The organism is Massilia sp. GER05, assembly GCF_052056005.1.
Classification (GTDB): Bacteria; Pseudomonadota; Gammaproteobacteria; order Burkholderiales; family Burkholderiaceae_D; genus Telluria; species Telluria orientalis.
The window spans coordinates 6,133,596-6,150,939 of sequence record NZ_CP178858.1; the positions used below are offsets into that span (position 1 = coordinate 6,133,596).

Consider the following 17,344-nt stretch of genomic DNA (forward strand, 5'->3'; position numbering starts at 1 on the left):
GCACGAAGGACGAGACCATGAGTGAAGACCTGAGCGGCTACTCGATGCTGGACCTGTTCCGCATGGAGACGCGCGAGCAGATGCGCGTGCTGACGGAAGGCCTGCTGCTGCTCGAACAGGGCGCGGTCGACACGGCCCGGCTGGAATCGATGATGCGCGCGGCGCATTCGGTCAAGGGCGCGGCCGCCATCGTCGGCCTGGAGCCGGCCGTGCGCCTCGCGCATGCGCTGGAAGACGTGCTGGTCGCGGCGCAGGAAGGCAAGGTCCAGCTCGACGCGAGCGGCGTGGACGTGCTGCTGGGCGCCGTCGACGTGCTGCAGCAGCTGGCGGAAGCCGATGGCGCCAACGCCCCGCGCGGCAACCGTATCGCGGCCACGGTCGCGGCCCTGGGCGCCCTGCACGGCCAGGGCAAGGCGGCGCCCGCCGCCGCCCCGCCGCCGGCGCCGGTACCCGCGCCAGTGGCCCCGCCCTCCCCGCAAGCGGGCAGCGACGAGCTGCTCACGCTGGCCGGCCAGGCACGCCTGCACGCGGGCCAGCTGCGGCCGTGGATCGCCGGGCTGCAGCGCTACAAGCGCCACCAGCGCGCCGTCTATGAGGCGCTGGGCGAACTGCAGGACGCGATCCGCGCGACGGGCGACGCGCGCCTGGCCGAACTGGCGCAGCGCGTGGCCGACCGCGCCGCGCCGCTGCGCGACACCCTGCACCGCACGATCGAGGGCGCCGAGCACTACGAACGGCAGGCGCTGACCGTCTCCACGCGCCTCGCCGACGAGGTACTGGCGCTGCGCATGTGTCCTTTCGCGGAAGGCGTGCACGCGCTGCCGCGCATGGTGCGCGACCTGGCGCGGGGCCTCGGCAAGGACGTGCGCGTGGAGATCGCGGGCGCGGACACGCTCGTCGACCGCGCCGTGCTGGCGCGCATGGAAGGACCGCTGCACCAGCTGCTGCGCAACGCGGTCGACCACGGCATGGAGCTGCCGGCGGAGCGCACCGCCGCCGGCAAGCCCGCCCACGGGACGATCCGCCTGGAAGCGCGCCACCGCGGCGGCATGCTGGCGCTGGCCGTCGCGGACGACGGCCGCGGCGTCGATCCGGAGCGCATCCGCGCGGCCGCCATGCGCCGCCAGGTGGCGGCGCCCGCGTTCGCGGCCGAGCTGTCCCAGGCGGAGCTGATGGAATTCCTGTTCCTGCCCGGCTTTTCGCTGAAGGAGAGCGCGAATGAACTGTCCGGGCGCGGCGTGGGCCTGGACGTCGTGCGCGACGCCGTGCAAGGCCTGAACGGCACCGTGCGCGCGGAATCGGCGCCGGGCGCGGGCTTTACCACCGTGATCACCTTGCCGCTCACGCAATCGATCGTGCGCGCCCTCGTCGTCGACGTCGCCGGCGAGGCTTACGCGCTGCCCATCGCGCGCATCGAAGGCGTGCGCCGTGTGCCGGCCGGCGCCGTGCGTACCCTGCACGGCCGCCAGTACGTCGACGCGCCGGACGGCAGCGGGCAGCTGGGCCTCGTCGCCGCCAGCCAGTTGCTGGAGCTGGGCGAAGCCGTGGCGGGAGCCGACCTCGTGCTGGTCGCGATCGGGACGGGGCGCGAGCGCTACGGCCTCGTCGTGGATGCAGTGCGCGGGGAACAGAGCCTGACCGTGCAGCCGCTCGAGCCGACGTTCGGCAAGCTGCGCGACATCGCGGCCGCCGCCCTGCTCGACGACGGCACGCCGGTGCTGATCCTCGACGTGCCCGACGTGCTGCACTCGATCGCGCGCCTGCTGGACGACGGCGCCGCGCTGCGCCTGGGAATCGCCGCGGAAGAGTCCCCGGCCGGCCGCGCCCGAAGGGTGCTCGTGGTGGACGATTCGCTCACGGTGCGCGAGATGCAGCGCAAGCTGCTGGCCGCGCGCGGCTACCACGTGGACGTGGCGCTGGATGGCCTGGACGGCTGGAACCAGTTGCGCGGGACCGACTACGACCTCGTGATCACGGACATCGACATGCCGCGCCTGGACGGCATCGGCCTCACGGAACGCATCCGGCGCGACCCGCGCCTGGCGCGCCTGCCGGTGATGATCGTGTCGTACAAGGACCGTCCAGAAGATCGCGCGCGCGGCCTGGAGGCCGGTGCCGATTATTACCTGGCCAAGGGCGCGTTCCACGACGCCACGTTGCTGGATGCCGTGCGCGACCTGGTCGGCGGCGCCCACGGAGACAGGACGCCATGAGGATAGGCATCGCCAACGACAGTGCCACCGCTTCCGAAGCGCTGCGCCGCGCGCTGGCGATCGGCGGCGAGCACCAGGTCGCGTGGGTGGCGCGCACGGGCGCCGACGCCGTGCGCCTGTGCCGCGACCTGCCGCCCGACCTCGTGCTGATGGACCTCGCCATGCCGGTGCTGGATGGCGTCGAGGCCACCCGCCGCATCATGCGCGAGGCGCCGTGCGCGATCCTCGTCGTCACGGCCGCGCCCCAGGACAACGTGGGCCAGGTGTTCCGCGCGCTGGGCGCCGGCGCCCTGGACGTGACGGCGACGCCCGTGCTGCTCGGCCGCCCCGGCGGCGAGGCGGCCCTGCTCGCGAAGATCCGCACCATGGCGAAGCTGATCGCGGGGGCGCCGGTGCCCATCGGCAGCGCGCCCGCCCCGGCGCCGGCCGCGCCCTCCGGCTCACCGGTGGCGCGCCTGGTCGCCATCGGCGCCTCCACCGGCGGGCCGATCGCGCTGGCGCGGCTGCTGGCACGGTGGCGCCCGCCGGTGGACACGGCCGTCGTCGTCGTGCAGCACATCGATCCCGCCTTCGCCGGCCAGCTGGCGCGCTGGCTGGGCGAGCAGGCCGGCGTGCCCGTGCGCGCCATCGCGGGTGGCGAGCCGGTCGAAGGCGGCATCGCGCAGGTGGCGGCCAGCGACGACCACCTGCGCCTCACGCCCGAACGCCGCCTCGTCTACGATGCCCATCCGCGCGACGAGGTCTACCGGCCGTCGGTCGATGTATTCTTCCACTCGGTGGCGCGGTACTGGAGCCGGAACGCCACCGGCGTCCTGCTCACGGGCATGGGTCGCGACGGCGCCGCGGGCCTGCTCGCCATGCGCCAGGCCGGCCAGGCGACGATCGCGCAGGACGAAGCCAGCTGCGCCGTGTATGGCATGCCGCGCGCGGCGGCCGAACTGGGCGCCGCGGAGAAAATTTTGCCGCTCAACAATATCCCTACCGCATTAGGGTAAAATGATGACCGACATTCATTTCAGTCCCGCCAACGATTCCCGATGTCCGCAGTCAGCCACTTCCAGGGCCGCGAACGAGACGACGCCGACTACAAGGTGCGCGTCCTGCTCGTCGACGACCAACTCATCATGATCGAAGCCGTCCGCCGCATGCTGGCGCGCCACGACGACATCGAATTCCGGTTCGTCACCGACGCGCGCGCGGCGCATGCGGCCGCGCTGCGGCACCGGCCGACCGTGATCCTGCAGGACCTCGTCATGCAGGGCGCCGACGGCTTCCAGCTGATCCAGGCGTACCAGGAGGACGAGGCGCTGCGCGACATTCCCGTGGTCGTGCTGTCCACGCGCGACGAAGCGAAGCTGAAGGCGCACGCGTTTGCCATCGGCGCGCACGACTACCTCGTCAAGCTGCCCGACGAGCTGGAACTGGTGGCCCGCATCCGCCACCATTCCGCCGGCTACATCAGCGGCCTGCAGCGCGACGCCGCCTACCGGTCCCTGAGCGCGAGCCAGGAGAACCTGGCACGCGTCAACGAGGAACTGCGCCGCCTGGCCGCGCTGGACGGCCTCACGGGCATCGCCAACCGCCGCCGTTTCGACGAAGCCGTCCACGTCGAATGGCAGCGCGGACGGCGCCAGCAATTGCCGCTGGCGCTGCTGCTGTGCGACGTCGATCATTTCAAGCTGTACAACGACCACCTGGGCCATCCGGCCGGCGACCTGTGCCTCAAGAAGGTGGCCGCCGTGCTGACCGGCCAGTTGAAGCGCCCGGCCGACCTGGCGGCGCGCTATGGCGGCGAGGAATTCGCGCTGCTGCTGCCGGACACCGACGTCGCCGGCGCCCTGCGCGTGGGCGAGGCATGCCGCGCGGGACTCCAACAGCTGGCGCTGCCGCATCCGGGGGCGCCGTGCGGGTATGTCACGATGTCGATGGGCGTGGCCTGCATCGTGCCGGGCGAGGCCGACGGCCCGGACGACTTCATCGCGCGGGCCGATGCCGCGCTGTACGACGCCAAGCGCAGCGGCCGCAACCGGGTGTCCGCGGCCGGGTGAGCCTTACACCAGCACGGGTTCCGGCTCGAGCCGCACGCCGAAGCGCGCCTCGACGTCGGCCTGGATCGCGCGTGCCAGCGCCATGATCTCGTGCCCCGTCGCGCCGCCATTGTTGACCAGCACGAGCGCCTGCTTCGGATAGACGCCCGCGCGTCCCAGGTTTTTCCCCTTCCAGCCGCAACGGTCGATCAGCCAGCCCGCGGCCAGCTTTTCGCTGCCGTCCGGCTGGGCGTGGTGCACGAGGTCCGGCCACGTGGCCAGCAGGCGCGCGCAGTGCTCGCGCGGCACGACCGGATTCTTGAAGAAGCTGCCCGCGTTGCCGATCTCGGCCGGATCGGGCAGCTTGCGGCGCCGGATCGCGATCACGGCATCCGCCACCGCGCGCGCGGTCGGCGCGGCGGTGTCCCCCACCGCCTGCGCCAGTTCCGCATAACGCAGGTTCGGCGTCCACGCGCGCGGCAGTGCGAACGTCACGTCCAGCACGACGAGCGTGCTGCCTTCCGCGTGCTTGAACACGCTGTCGCGGTAGCCGAAGCGGCAGGCGGCGGCGTCCATGGTGCGGATCGAACCGTCCGCGAAGTCGAACACGGTCAGCGAGTGAAAACAGTCCTTGACCTCGGCACCGTACGCGCCGATGTTCTGGATCGGCGACGCGCCGACCGTGCCCGGGATCAGCGCCATGTTCTCCAGGCCGCCCAGGCCCTGCGCGATCGTCCATTCCACGAACGCATGCCAGTTCTCGCCCGCTTGCGCACGCACGAGGATGGCGTCGGCCGTCGCGCCGACGATCTCCCTGCCCTCCAGCCCCATGTGCAGCACGAGGGCATCGACCTCGTCGCGCGCGATCAGGAGGTTGCTGCCGCCGCCGAGCACGAGGCGCGGCAGCGCGGCCAGTTGCGCATCGGCGGCAACGGCCTGCAGGTGGGCCGGATCGGTCACGCGCAGGTAGCGCCGGGCGCGCGCGGGAATGCGGAACGTGTTGAAAGGAGCGAGGGAAACGTCGGTGGACAGGGGCAGGTCGGCTGGCATGGCTGGGGCGGGTAGTGTTTGGCGCATTATAGTGGTTACAATATCGCCATTCATTACTGTGCAAGGAAAAAACAAGATGCCATCGTTTGATGTGGTCTGCGAAGCAGACATGGTCGAAGTCAAGAACGCCGTCGAGCAATCCAACAAGGAAATCGGCACCCGCTTCGACTTCAAGGGCAGCTCGGCCAAGGTCGAGCAGAAGGAACGCGAGATCACTGTGTTCGGCGATTCCGACTTCCAGCTCGGCCAGGTGCGCGACGTGCTGTTGAACAAGATGACCAAGCGTAAGGTCGACGTGCGCTTCCTCGACGAAGGCAAGGTCGAGAAGATCGGCGGCGACAAGGTCAAGCAGGTCCTCAAGGTGCGCAACGGCATCGAGACGGAAGACGCGAAGAAGATCACCAAACTCATCAAGGAAAGCAAGATGAAGGTGCAGGCCTCGATCCAGGGTGAAACCGTGCGCGTCACCGGCAAGGATCGCGATACGCTGCAGGAAGCGATCGCGCTGCTGCGCAAGGACGTGAAGGATCTGCCGCTGGAATTCAACAACTTCCGCGACTGATCGCCCTCCGCCGGCACCGCACGATCGTGCGGGAAATGGTGCTCTCCGCCCGTCCGCGCGTGGGGTAAAATGCGGGCGAGCGAGCACGCCAGTCGGCGGCGTTACCTATAACAACGAGTTGAATAGCAATGAAACGTGTTGATGATTTCCGCCTGCGTTTGGGCAACAAGGAATATGTGCCCATCATGATCGGCGGAATGGGCGTGGACATTTCCACGTCGGAGCTGGCCCTGGAAGCGGCCCGTCTGGGCGGTATCGGCCACATTTCCGATGCGATGGTGCCGGACGTGTCGGACCGCAAGTTCGACACCAGCTTCGTCAAGGAAAAGACCAAGCTGTACAAGTTCAACATCAACAACATGGACAAGTCCGTCGTCCAGTTCGACCTCGACCGCCTGGCCGAGGCGACGCGCCTGCACGTGGGCGCGACCATGGCGGCGAAGAAAGGCGATGGCCTGATCTTCGTGAACTGCATGGAAAAGCTGACGATGAACGCGCCGAAGGAAACCCTGCGCACCCGCCTGTCGGCCGCGCTGGACGCGGGCATCGACGGCATCACGATGTCGGCCGGCCTGCACCTGGGCTCGTTCGAACTCATCAAGGACCATCCGCGCTTCCGCGACGCCAAGCTGGGCATCATCGTCTCGTCCGTCCGCGCCCTGCAACTGTTCCTGCGCAAGGTGTCGCGCCTGAACCGCCTGCCCGACTACGTGATCGTGGAAGGCCCGCTGGCCGGCGGCCACCTGGGCTTCGGCATGGAAGACTGGAAAGACTACGACCTGCACACGATCATGGACGAGATCCATGCGTACCTGGCCGCCGAAAAACTCGATATCCCGCTGATCGCCGCCGGCGGCATCTTCACGGGCAGCGACGCCGTGTCGTTCCTCGAAAAGGGCGCGGGCGGCGTGCAGGTGGCGACCCGCTTCACTGTCACCCGCGAATGCGGCCTGCCGGATTCCGTCAAGCAGGAATATTTCCGCGCCAGCGAAGAAGACATCATCGTCAACGGCGTCTCGCCGACGGGTTATCCGATGCGCATGCTGAAGCAGACGCCGGCGATCGGCTCGGGCATCCGTCCCGGCTGCGAATCGTATGGCTACCTGCTGGACGCGACGGGCAACTGCGCCTACATCAATTCGTACAACCGCGAGGTGCAGGCGAATCCGGGCCAGAAGAACATCCAGGTGTTCGACAAGACGTGCCTGTGCACCCACATGCGCAACTTCAATTGCTGGACCTGCGGCTCGACGACGTACCGCCTGAAGGACACGACGCACAAGCTGTCGGACGGCACCTACCAGATCCTGTCCGCCGAGCACGTGTTCAAGGATTACCTGTTCAGCGTGGACAACCAGGTCGCGCTGCCGCCGCGCCAGGAAGCGGCCGCCTGACCGCTACCATCATCGACGAAAGGCGTGCTGCGGCACGCCTTTTCTTTTGGCGGAACGGAAGTACGGCCAGGCGGTCCAACGGGTTCCATCGACACCGGGAGCCGGCATGCACGAATCCGAACCGCCCAGCCGGTGCGTCTTTCTCACCGACGAGACCGGCACCATCGAGGCCTGGAACGACGGCTCCGCCGCGGTGTTCGGTGTGGCGGCCGGGCAGGTTCTCGGCCGCCCTGTCACCACGTTGTTCACGCCGCCGGGACGCGATGCCTGGAGCGTCGGCTGGCGCGCCCTCACCGGCCATCCCGAAGGGGCAGAAGTCCACGTCGAGCTCATGTGCGCGCGGGGACGCGTATTCGAAGGCACGCTGACGCTGGCGCCGCTGGTCGACGGCGAAAGCCACTTGCGAGGGTGCGCCGTCGCCGTCGCCACGGGCCGCATGCGGGGCGGCACGGAAGCCGAACGGGTCGCACGCACGCCGCTGTCCGACATCGTGGATACCTTCCCCGGCACCTTTTACGTGCTCAACCGTGACGGCCGCTTCGTTCTCTGGAACCACAACCTGGAAAAGGTCACGGAGATGACGCCGGACGAACTGGGCGCCACGCGCGCCCTCGACCTCATCGAACTGCCCCAGCGCGCGCCGCTGGCCAACGGCATCCGCGCCGCGTTCGACGACGGCGGCGAACTGAAGCTGGAGATCGACTTCGTGTCGCGCAGCGGCCGCGAGACGCCCGTGCTGCTGAACGGAACGAAGATCCGCTGCAACGGCGGCGAATATCTGTTCGGGACGGGCGTCGACCTGGCCGAACGACGCGCGCACGAACAGCAACTGCGCCTGCGCGAACGTGCCCTGCACGCGGCCAGCAACGGCATCCTGATCACCCGGCTGGACCACGGCCAGAGCTTCATCGAATACGTGAACCCGGCCTTCGAACGCATCACCGGTTACGCGGCGGACGAAATCATCGGCACGGACCCGCGCTTCATGGCGGCACCCGGCATGGACCTGGCGGAGCGGGCCCAGCTGCGCGACGCGATCGCGGCGCGCACGGGCGCCAAGGTCGTGCTGCGCAACCTGCGCAAGAACGGCGAGCTGTTCTGGAACGACCTCTCCATCACGCCCGTGCAGGACGAGCATGGCGAAGTCACGCACTACATCGGTGTGCTCACCGACGTCACCGCGACCATGCTGCGCACGGCGCACCTGGAGCACGAGGTCAACCACGATCCGCTGACGGGCCTCGCCAACCGCAACCTGCTATGGGACCGGCTGGAGCAGGCGCTGCATCTCGCGCAGCGCCACAAGTCGCTCGTGGCCACGGTGCTGATCGACCTCGACAACTTCAAGACCATCAACGATACGTTCGGCCACGAGGCGGGCGACGTCGTGCTGAAGGTCGTCGCGCGCCGCCTGCAGGCGTCCGTGCGCGACAGCGACACGGTGGCGCGCATGTCCGGCGACGAGTTCGTGCTGATCCTCGCCAACCAGCCGTCGCTGCGTTTCACCCTGCGCATGGTCGAACGGCTGCGCCAGAGCTTCGCGATTCCCGTCGCCTTCAACAACCGCGAGATCCCCGTCGGCGCCAGCGTGGGCGTGTCGCTGTACCCGCACGACGGCGTCACGGCGGCGGAGCTCGTGCGCGCGGCCGACCTCGCGATGTACCACGGCAAGGGCAGCGGCCGCAACGACGTCCATTTCTTCTCGGCCGACATGAAGTCGACCACGGAAGCGAAGCACCGCATCGAATTGGCGCTGCGCGACGCGCTCGACCACGACGACCTGTTCCTGCTGTACCAGCCCCGCGTGGCCGTCGCGACCCGGCGCGTCGCGGGCTTCGAGGCGCTGCTGCGCTGGCGCCACCCGGACCAGGGCGTGCTGTCCCCTGCCTGCTTCCTCGCCGAGGCCGAGGAAAGCGGCGTGATCGTGCCCATCGGCCAGCGCGTGCTCGACCAGGCCTGCGCCTTCGCGGCCCGGTTGCGTGCGGCCGGGTACGTGAACGTGCCCGTGACCGTCAACGTCTCGCACCGCGAATACAGCCAGCCGGGATTTCTCGCCGGCCTGTCCGACCGGCTGACGCGCCACCGCCTGCCGCCGCGCAGCCTGCAGCTCGACCTGCGCATCGAGGCGCTGATCCGCAATCCGGCACTGGGCCAGGAACTGGCGGAACAACTCCATACGATGGGGGTCGACCTGTCCGTCGACGGGTTTGGGGCGGGCCTGTGCGACCTCGGCTATCTGCAGCAGCTGGCGGCCACCCAGGTCAAGCTGGCGCACACGACGGTCCAGACGCTGGACGACGGCGGCCGGGCCGTGGCCAAGAGCCTGATCGACATCGGGCACAACCTGAACATGGAAGTGGTGGCCGAGGCCGTGGAAACACGGCCCCAGCTGGATTTCCTCACCTCGCATGGCTGCGACCACATCCAGGGCATCTGGATCAGCGAGCCCCTCGCGGCGGAGGCGGCACAGCGCATGCTGGAAGAGCAGCAGCCCGCATAAGCGCAAAGGTGGGCACGGGGTGCCCACCACGCACACCGGTGGCCTAACCTTCGCTGGTAATCCGCCCGACCAGCGCGCCGAGCACGTCTTCCGCCATGTCGTTGGCCACCTGGCACGTCCCCGCATTCTCGTGCCCGCCACCACCGTACTCGAGCATCAACGCGCCGATATTCGTCTTCGACGTACGGTTGAGAATCGATTTGCCCGTCGCGAACACCGTATTCTGGTTCTTCAGGCCCCACAGCACGTGGATCGAGATATTCGTCTCGGGGAAGAGCGCATAGATGATGAACCGGTTGCCCGCATAGATCACGGGTTCCTCGCGCAGGTCGAGCACGACGAGGTTGCCGTGGACGTGCGCGCAGCGCCGGATCTGCTCCTTGCACAGCTCGCTGTGCTCGAAGTACAGCCGGGTACGCTCCTGCACGTCCGGCAGCTGCATGATCTGGGCGATCGTGTGGTTGCGGCAGTAATCGATCAGGTCCATCATCAGCTGGTAGTTCGAGATGCGGAAGTCGTGGAAGCGGCCCAGCCCCGTACGCGCATCCTTCAGGAAATTCAGCAGGTTCCAGCCCTGCGGATCGAGCACTTCCTCGCGCGTGAAGCGCGCGGCGTCGGCCTTGTCGACGGCATCCATCATGTCGCGCCAGGCGGCCGGGAACGCCCGCGTGGCGCCGTAGTGGTCGTAGACGACTCTTGCGGCCGAGGGCGCCTTCGGGTCGATGACGTGGTTGTCGCGCCGGCCCGTGTTGCGGAGCGTTTCCGATAAGTGATGGTCGAATGCAAGGTGCGCGCCGGCAACGTACGGCAGATTCGTCGTGATATCGCGCGCACTGATCGCGATCTTGCCATCCTGCATGTCCTTCGGGTGGACGAACAGGATCTCGTCGATCAGGTCCAGGTGCTTGAGGAGGACGGCGCAGACGAGGCCGTCGAAATCGCTGCGGGTAACGAGGCGGTAACGCTTGGGAACGGCAGACATCGGCAAACCCCTTTCATGTCGAGAACGAAGCATGGGCTGGCGCAGCCAGGACGTCGGTCATCATACCGCGCAAGATTGCTAATTAACAGTTTTTCTATACGTCATCACGGCGTCATCAACCTGTGCATTCCAGGGCCCGAAACGTGCAGGCTGTCGCAAAGCGATGGCCGGCGCTCATGCCAGCGGTTACACTCGCCGCACCTTCTGAAAAAGATAAGTTTCATGCAAACACGGCGTTCTACCCAGCAAACTTTCTCGAATACCCTGTCGGCACTGTACCGGGCCTTCGACGCGGTCGCGACGTGGGTGACGCAACTGTCGTGGTGGAAGTTCTTCCTGTTCGCCGCGCTGATGCTGGTCTCCGGCAAGATTCTGCAGGACGAATTGTTCTCCAGCAGCGAAGAAGAGATCACGCGCACGGAACACAGCGCACGCCGGCCCGAACCGACCGTCACGATCGACGACAGCGGCATCCACATCAATCCGGGCAAGAACAGCCGGCGCGGCACGATCACGATCAATCCGGAAATCGAGGCGGCCAAGGCGGAAGCGGCAGCCAAGGCCGCGGAAGCGGCACACGCGGCGGCCGAGGGCAAGGCCGACGAGGCGCAGGCGAAGGCCGACGCCGCGGAACAGGCGGCCGACGAGGCGCAACACGCGGCCGACCCCGCCGCACCCGCCGCACCCGCCGAGCCCGCGCCGCCGGCACCGCCCGCCCCGCCCAAGGCGCCGGTCACGAAGACCCTGCGCGGCGCCAACGGCGAAGAGGTCCACATCGACCTGCCGCCGCAAATCGGCGAAGAGTTGTCCAACGCCATCGAAGCGGCCGTCGACGACGCGGCCGAAGCAAAGGCACGCAGCTATCACAAGCAGGCGTCGACGTGGTTCACGAGCTTCGTCTGGCTGCTGATCCTCGCCCTGTTCGGCACGAAGGCGCTGGTGGGCGGCAAGAAGCGCGCGGAGGCCGAGATGCAGTCGGCCACGGCCGCCGCCGAGCGCGAGTCGATGCAGCGCCAGCTGTCAGAAGCGAAGATGCAGGCCATGCAGGCCCAAGTGGAGCCGCACTTCCTGTTCAATACGCTCGCTTCCGTCGAGCACCTGATCGAGACCAATCCGCCGCGCGCATCCGCCATGCAGCGGACACTCATCCAGTACCTGCGCGCCGTGCTGCCGCAGATGCGCGACAACAACCTCGTCACGAACCTGGGCCGCGAAGTCGACATGGTCAAGTCCTACCTCGACCTGCTCAAGATGCGTATGGAAGAACGCCTGACGGTCGAACTGAGCGTGCCGGACGGCCTGCGCAGCGCGGCGTTTCCCCCGATGATGCTGCAATCGATGGTCGAGAATGCGATCAAGCACGGCCTCGAATGCAAGCCCGAGGGCGGCCACCTGGCCGTCAGGGCGGAAGTGGTCGACAGCAAGCTGCGCGTGACGGTCGCGGACGACGGCGTCGGCTTCGGCGTCATGCCCAGCAAGGGCACCGGCCTCGGGCTGTCGAACATCCGCGAGCGTTTGAAATTGCTGCACGGCGAGGCGGGCCAGCTGCACATCGCGGCCAACAGCCCGACCGGGGTCATCGCCACCATCGAGGTCCCGTACCAGCTTGCACCGAAGTAAGCATTTCGGGTATTGCCTGTACCGACGATTCGTTGAATAATCGACACTCCTTCACTGCCTGCCCCCGACCATGCCTACCGCTATCATTGCCGACGACGAAAGACTGATGCGCGACCTGCTGCGCACCCGATTGTCCCAGGTGTGGCCGGATCTCGAGATCATCGGCGAAGCGAAGAACGGCGACGAGGCCGTGCAGCTCGTCGACGACCTGAAGCCCGACCTGACCTTCCTCGACATCCGCATGCCGGGCAAGACGGGCATGGAAGCGGCGCGCGACATCGGCGACGCCAGCCAGGTCGTGTTCGTCACCGCATACGACCAGTACGCCGTGGAAGCGTTCGAGCGGGGCGCCATCGACTACGTGCTGAAACCGCCCGAGCCCGAGCGCCTCAAGATCACCGTCGAGCGCCTGAAGGAACGCCTGGCGACGCCCGCGCAGGCGGCCACCGCGTCCGTCAACGTCAGCGACACGGTGACCGCGATGCTGTCCCAGCTCGCCGAAAAGATCGCGGCGCCGAAGCCGAAATACCTGCAATGGATCCAGGCCAGCATCGGCCAGGACCTGCGCATGATCCCGGTCGAGGAAATCCTGTTTTTCCGTTCCGACGAAAAATATACCTGCGTTCAAACGGAGAAATTCGAAGCACTGATCCGCAAGCCGGTGCGCGACCTGGCCGAAGAACTCGATCCGTCGCTGTTCTGGCAGATCCACCGCGCCACGCTCGTGAACGTCAACGCCATCGAAGGCGTGACGCGCGACATCCGTGGCCGCCACTTGGTGCTGATCAAGGGCCGCTCGGAAAAACTGGAAGTCAGCCGCAGCTTCCTGCACCTCTTCAAGCAGATGTAAGTCAAGCCAGCAGTTTGCACGGCGGGTAAGGTAGATGCCAGACCCGCACAGCGGGTTGTTTTCTATCAAGCAAGTTGAATGAAACGCCCGCGCCGCCCCCGCGCTTCCGGCAGGACCGCAACCTGGCTTCTGGCCGGGTTCGCGGCCGGCTATTGGCTGGGCCGGCGCTTCCGACAGGAGCTTGAAACCGTGCAGGCCAGCCGCCAGATCGTCAACCACGTCAGCGAAGCCATCATTTCCGCCGACCAGTCGAACACCATCGTCATGGCCAATCCGGCCGCGGCAGCCCTGTTCGGCACGAGCGTCGAGCAGATGGTGGGGAGTCCGCTGGGACGCTACATCGAGTCGCCGAATGCGGACGTCGACGAACCCGTGGACTATTTCCGCCCCGGCAGCGGCCGCGCAGGCCGCCGCGCCACCGACTACACGGTCATGGGCCTGCGCGGGGATGGTGAACGCTTCCCCATCGAGGGTTCCATTTCACGCACCAACGGCAACGCACCGTTCTACACGGTCGTCATGCGCGACGTCAGCGACCGCCGCCGCGTGCAGGAAAAACTCACGCGCTCGCACGACCAGCTGCGCCAGCTGTCCGCCGCGCTGCAGACCATCCGCGAGGAAGAGCGCACCCACATCGCGCGCGAACTGCACGACGACCTCGGCCAGCTGCTCGCATCGCTGCGCATGGACCTCACCCTGCTGCAACACGCCGACGGCACGCCCAGCGAAAGCCTGCGGCTGATGCGCGGCATGGAAGACAATCTGCTGACCGCGATCACGTCGCTGCGCCGCATCGCCACCAACCTGCGTCCGCGCGCGCTCGACGAAGGCGGCCTGTATTTCGCGCTGCAGGGCCTGCGCGACGATTTCATCGAACGCTACGCGATCCCCACCACCCTGCTGGCCGACGAGGCCGAGCTGCGCCTGGACGACACGGCCAGCACGGCCATCTTCCGCATCGTGCAGGAAGCGCTGACGAACATCGCCCGCCATGCGCAGGCCACCCGCGTCATGATGAATCTGTTCCGGCTGAACAGCGACCTGCTCATCACGATCCGCGACGATGGCCGCGGGATCCGTCCGGAAGACATGGAAAAGGCGGAATCCCTGGGCCTGATCGGCATGCGCGAACGGGTCTGGGCGATGAAGGGCGAGATCTCGATCGGCGCCGACGAGCCGCACGGCACCCGTATCGACATCGTGCTGCCGCTGCACGATCACCTCGTGTAACCCTGTCGTCACACATTGATGACAACAGAAGTGAAAGTAAGCGTGGTAATTTCGCAACATTTCACTGTGTCATCAAATCGACATATCGCTTCGATAAGATGCCTGCCAATCAAGCAATAGACCACATTGTTTGAATCGTCCGACATCTTATTGGAGAATCCTGAATGCAAGTCAAACGCCTGGCCGCAGCCGTGGTCGCCCTCACCCCCCTGTTCGCCGCCGCCCAGACCAACGTGACCCTGTACGGTGTCGTCGACGCCGCCATCGAGTCCGGCGACGCCGGCAATCCGGACGGCCGCCACACCAACGTCCAGTCGGGCAACCAGTCGGGCAGCCGCTTCGGCTTCCGCGGTTCGGAAGACCTGGGCAACGGCCTGAAGGCCATCTTCAACCTGGAAGCGGGCGTTGCCGTCGACACCGGCGCGCAGGATTCCTCCGGCCTGTTCCAGCGCCGCGCCGTCGTCGGCCTGGAAGGCGCCTTCGGTACCCTGACGCTGGGCCGCGAATACTCGCCGATCGCCGTCGTGGCCGGCGCCTCCGACGAATTCGGCCAGGGCTTCTACGGCACCAACCTGTCGGCCTTCGGTTCGGGCAAGGTAACCCGCCGCCTGGCCAACTCGGTCAACTACAAGAGCGCGTCGTTCAACGGCTTCGACCTGCTGGCCACGTATTCCGCCGGCGAAAAAACCACGGGTCCGTCGGGCGACCTGAAAGGCATCGGTGCCGAATACAAGATGGGCGGCCTGTACCTGGGCGCCGCCTACCACACGCTGAAGCGCGTTTCGTCGGGCAACGACAAGGAATACGGCGCGGGCGCCGCCTACACGTTCGCCGACGTCGGCGGCCTGGAGATCAAGGCCAACTACCTGTCGGCCGATCCGGACGGCGCGAACAACAAGTTCAAGCAGTACAACCTGGGCGCCGGCTACCCGTTCGGCCCGAGCAAGGTCTACGTGAACCTGCAGCAGAACAAGCTGGAAAACGGCGCCAAGGGCAATGCCTGGGCACTGGCCTACAGCTATTCGCTGTCGAAGCGCACGAACCTGTACGCGTCGTACGCCAACATGAACAACAACGGCCTGGCCACCTTCGGCCTGAACTCGGGTTCGAACAACCTGACCCCGGCCGCGACGTCGCTGGGTGGCGATCCGTCGGTGTTCACCGTCGGCATGCGTCACTCGTTCTAAGTACGCCGTCATTCGCGTGGGCACCCGTGCCCACGCGTCATTTCAGCCGGCAGGTCAACATCCAGTAATACGTCAGGCGCTCGATGCGGATCTCCCTCACCTCGCCGCCCAGCCGCTTGCGCAGCGCGCTGTCGGCCGGATAATTCTTCGGCAACTCGAACCGCTCGCCGTCCGGCGCCGCGACGATTTCATACGTATTGCCTTGCGCATCCGTGCGCGCGATCGTCGTGCTGCTGCCCTCGACGTAGGCGTCGTCCAGCAGGATCAGGGAAACGTCGTGGCCGAGCCGCGCGCGCAGCTGGGCCAGCAGCGCATCCTGCTCGTCGCGCTTCAGGTGCGACCACCAGAAACCGATGAACACGCAAGTAAACGTACCCAGGTCCTCGGGCAGATCGAGGCCGTCCACCTTGCGGAACGCGACCTTGCCCTCCGGGAAGCGGCGCGTCTGGGCCCGGGCGAGCATGGCGTCGAGGATATCGGTGGCCAGCACCTTGTCGGCGTTCGCCGCGATCACTTCCGTCCAGTAGCCGGTGCCGCAGGCCAGTTCCAGCACGGTCTGCCCGCGCACCAGTTGCGCGATGCGTTCGCGTACCTTCGATAAGTCGTTGGCGCGTTCCGCCCGCGACAGCGCGGCGTCGGCCGCCTGCGTGCTGCTCGCGTAGTAACGCGCGACGGGGTCATTCTGTCGATTCATGGTATTAAAGCTCGTAATTTTCACTGGTGCCGCGCATGGCGGACTCGACCATCTTGCGGTTGAGCGTGGGGGCCAGCAGCTCGATGAACGTATAAATATAGCTGCGCAGATAGGCGCCCTGCTTGACGGCCACGCGCGATATGTTCATGCCGAACAGATGGCCCACGGGAATCGCGCGCAGGTTGCGGTCGCGTTCCTGGTCGAAGGCCATGCCGGCGATGATGCCGATCCCCATGCCCAACTCCACGTACGTCTTGATGACGTCGGCGTCGATCGCTTCCAGCAGGACGTCCGGCTTGAGGTTGCGCAGTTCGAACGCATGGTCGATCTTGCTACGGCCCGCGAAGGCGGCGTCGTACGTGATCAGCGGGTAGCCCGCGATCTCTTCCAGCGAGATCGCCTTCGATTTCGTCAGCGGGTGCTCGTGCGGCACGACGAGGACGTGTTCCCATTGATAACACGGCAAGGTGATCAGCCCGTCGACCGCCGCGATCGATTCCGTCGCGATGGCGAGGTCGGCCTGGTCGTTCTTGACCATGTCGGCGATCTGGCGCGGGTTGCCTTGCAATAAAGACAACCTGACTTTCGGGAAGCGCTGCATGAACGCCTGCACGACCTTCGGCAGCATGTAGCGCGCCTGCGTGTGCGTGGTGGCGATGGTGAAGCTGCCGCTGTCCTGGGCGGCGTATTCCTTGCCGATGCGCTTGAGGCTGTCGATCTCCTGCATGATCAGCTCGACCGATTGCAGGACGAGGCGGCCCGGTTCCGTCAGGCCGCGGATGCGCTTGCCGTGACGGGTGAAGATGTCGACCCCGAGCTCCTCTTCCAGCTCGATGATGGCTTTCGACACCCCGGGTTGCGACGTGAACAACGCCTTGGCGGCGTCGGTCAGGTTGTAGTTCTGGCGGACCGCTTCGCGCACGAAACGTAGTTGGTGTAGGTTCATTGCCCTTATCTTGTCAATCTGATGCCGCATTTTACAAGGATGCTTATACCGCAGGCTCATATAAGCAAATAAATTCTCCGTCGTTTGGA

The 17,344-nt window shown here is 66.7% G+C and carries 14 protein-coding genes; 10 read left to right on the plus strand and 4 right to left on the minus strand.

The genetic code is table 11. The features are described from left to right. Positions 1–17: 17 nt before the first annotated feature. The 3 genes from ACL58G_RS27110 to ACL58G_RS27120 are packed head-to-tail and all read left to right on the plus strand — an operon-like array spanning position 18 to position 4,261. Positions 18–2,213 (plus strand): hybrid sensor histidine kinase/response regulator, encoded by a 2,196-nt coding sequence (locus ACL58G_RS27110; RefSeq protein ID WP_440963755.1) that lies wholly within the window; start codon positions 18–20, stop codon positions 2,211–2,213. Further along, positions 2,210–3,208: a chemotaxis-specific protein-glutamate methyltransferase CheB gene (cheB, locus tag ACL58G_RS27115; RefSeq protein ID WP_440963756.1), complete on the plus strand. Its 999-nt coding sequence runs from the start codon at positions 2,210–2,212 to the stop codon at positions 3,206–3,208. Before ACL58G_RS27110 ends, cheB begins: the two co-directional genes overlap by 4 nt. Before the next feature lie 42 nt (positions 3,209–3,250). Continuing rightward, positions 3,251–4,261, plus strand: coding sequence for a GGDEF domain-containing response regulator (locus ACL58G_RS27120; protein WP_440963757.1), 1,011 nt, complete (start codon positions 3,251–3,253; stop codon positions 4,259–4,261). 3 nt (positions 4,262–4,264) lie between these two features. Here ACL58G_RS27120 and murB read toward each other — a convergent pair whose 3' ends face one another. Then, positions 4,265–5,290 carry a UDP-N-acetylmuramate dehydrogenase gene (gene murB, locus ACL58G_RS27125; RefSeq protein WP_440963758.1) on the minus strand — a complete coding sequence of 342 codons (1,026 nt, stop codon included), beginning with the start codon at positions 5,288–5,290 and terminating at the stop codon, positions 4,265–4,267. A 76-nt stretch (positions 5,291–5,366) separates the two neighbouring features. Here murB and ACL58G_RS27130 point away from each other — a divergent pair, with 76 nt between their 5' ends. The 3 genes from ACL58G_RS27130 to ACL58G_RS27140 all read left to right on the plus strand — a co-directional run bounded on the left by ACL58G_RS27130 (position 5,367) and on the right by ACL58G_RS27140 (position 9,746). Then, the gene (locus tag ACL58G_RS27130) at positions 5,367–5,852 is read left to right on the plus strand and encodes a YajQ family cyclic di-GMP-binding protein (protein WP_056127174.1); all 486 of its coding nucleotides are present in this window, start codon (positions 5,367–5,369) and stop codon (positions 5,850–5,852) included. A 128-nt stretch (positions 5,853–5,980) separates the two neighbouring features. Then, a complete protein-coding gene (locus ACL58G_RS27135; RefSeq protein ID WP_413387441.1) occupies positions 5,981–7,246 on the plus strand; it encodes a nitronate monooxygenase in 1,266 nt (421 codons plus the stop codon). Between the two features lie 106 nt (positions 7,247–7,352). Continuing rightward, positions 7,353–9,746, plus strand: coding sequence for a sensor domain-containing protein (locus ACL58G_RS27140; protein ID WP_413387440.1), 2,394 nt, complete (start codon positions 7,353–7,355; stop codon positions 9,744–9,746). 43 nt (positions 9,747–9,789) lie between these two features. Here ACL58G_RS27140 and ACL58G_RS27145 read toward each other — a convergent pair whose 3' ends face one another. After that, positions 9,790–10,728 (minus strand): exopolyphosphatase, encoded by a 939-nt coding sequence (locus ACL58G_RS27145; protein ID WP_440963759.1) that lies wholly within the window; start codon positions 10,726–10,728, stop codon positions 9,790–9,792. 222 nt (positions 10,729–10,950) lie between these two features. Here ACL58G_RS27145 and ACL58G_RS27150 point away from each other — a divergent pair, with 222 nt between their 5' ends. The 4 genes from ACL58G_RS27150 (at position 10,951) to ACL58G_RS27165 (ending at position 15,615) form a co-directional block, all read left to right on the plus strand. Continuing rightward, the gene (locus ACL58G_RS27150; RefSeq protein WP_413387438.1) at positions 10,951–12,348 is read left to right on the plus strand and encodes a sensor histidine kinase; all 1,398 of its coding nucleotides are present in this window, start codon (positions 10,951–10,953) and stop codon (positions 12,346–12,348) included. A 70-nt stretch (positions 12,349–12,418) separates the two neighbouring features. Beyond that, positions 12,419–13,198 carry a LytR/AlgR family response regulator transcription factor gene (locus ACL58G_RS27155; protein ID WP_413340583.1) on the plus strand — a complete coding sequence of 260 codons (780 nt, stop codon included), beginning with the start codon at positions 12,419–12,421 and terminating at the stop codon, positions 13,196–13,198. Positions 13,199–13,276: 78 nt separating this feature from the next. Next, a complete protein-coding gene (locus ACL58G_RS27160) occupies positions 13,277–14,428 on the plus strand; it encodes a PAS domain-containing sensor histidine kinase (RefSeq protein WP_440963760.1) in 1,152 nt (383 codons plus the stop codon). A gap of 164 nt (positions 14,429–14,592) precedes the next feature. Beyond that, positions 14,593–15,615: a porin gene (locus tag ACL58G_RS27165; RefSeq protein WP_371762845.1), complete on the plus strand. Its 1,023-nt coding sequence runs from the start codon at positions 14,593–14,595 to the stop codon at positions 15,613–15,615. Positions 15,616–15,652: 37 nt separating this feature from the next. Here ACL58G_RS27165 and ACL58G_RS27170 read toward each other — a convergent pair whose 3' ends face one another. Beyond that, complete coding sequence (locus tag ACL58G_RS27170; RefSeq protein WP_440963761.1) at positions 15,653–16,309, minus strand: class I SAM-dependent methyltransferase; 657 nt, start codon at positions 16,307–16,309, stop codon at positions 15,653–15,655. Positions 16,310–16,313: 4 nt separating this feature from the next. Further along, positions 16,314–17,255, minus strand: a complete 942-nt coding sequence (locus ACL58G_RS27175; protein WP_413387435.1) for a CysB family HTH-type transcriptional regulator — start codon at positions 17,253–17,255, stop codon at positions 16,314–16,316. Positions 17,256–17,344 lie beyond the last annotated feature (89 nt).

Bases quoted from the DNA above. Each gene is read 5' to 3' on its own strand.
- ACL58G_RS27110 (WP_440963755.1), top strand. From the start codon at position 18: ATGAGTGAAGACCTGAGCGGCTACTCGATGCTGGACCTGTTCCGCATG.
- cheB (WP_440963756.1), top strand. From the start codon at position 2,210: ATGAGGATAGGCATCGCCAACGACAGTGCCACCGCTTCCGAAGCGCTG.
- ACL58G_RS27120 (WP_440963757.1), top strand. From the start codon at position 3,251: ATGTCCGCAGTCAGCCACTTCCAGGGCCGCGAACGAGACGACGCCGAC.
- murB (WP_440963758.1), bottom strand. From the start codon at position 5,290: ATGCCAGCCGACCTGCCCCTGTCCACCGACGTTTCCCTCGCTCCTTTC.
- ACL58G_RS27130 (WP_056127174.1), top strand. From the start codon at position 5,367: ATGCCATCGTTTGATGTGGTCTGCGAAGCAGACATGGTCGAAGTCAAG.
- ACL58G_RS27135 (WP_413387441.1), top strand. From the start codon at position 5,981: ATGAAACGTGTTGATGATTTCCGCCTGCGTTTGGGCAACAAGGAATAT.
- ACL58G_RS27140 (WP_413387440.1), top strand. From the start codon at position 7,353: ATGCACGAATCCGAACCGCCCAGCCGGTGCGTCTTTCTCACCGACGAG.
- ACL58G_RS27145 (WP_440963759.1), bottom strand. From the start codon at position 10,728: ATGTCTGCCGTTCCCAAGCGTTACCGCCTCGTTACCCGCAGCGATTTC.
- ACL58G_RS27150 (WP_413387438.1), top strand. From the start codon at position 10,951: ATGCAAACACGGCGTTCTACCCAGCAAACTTTCTCGAATACCCTGTCG.
- ACL58G_RS27155 (WP_413340583.1), top strand. From the start codon at position 12,419: ATGCCTACCGCTATCATTGCCGACGACGAAAGACTGATGCGCGACCTG.
- ACL58G_RS27160 (WP_440963760.1), top strand. From the start codon at position 13,277: ATGAAACGCCCGCGCCGCCCCCGCGCTTCCGGCAGGACCGCAACCTGG.
- ACL58G_RS27165 (WP_371762845.1), top strand. From the start codon at position 14,593: ATGCAAGTCAAACGCCTGGCCGCAGCCGTGGTCGCCCTCACCCCCCTG.
- ACL58G_RS27170 (WP_440963761.1), bottom strand. From the start codon at position 16,309: ATGAATCGACAGAATGACCCCGTCGCGCGTTACTACGCGAGCAGCACG.
- ACL58G_RS27175 (WP_413387435.1), bottom strand. From the start codon at position 17,255: ATGAACCTACACCAACTACGTTTCGTGCGCGAAGCGGTCCGCCAGAAC.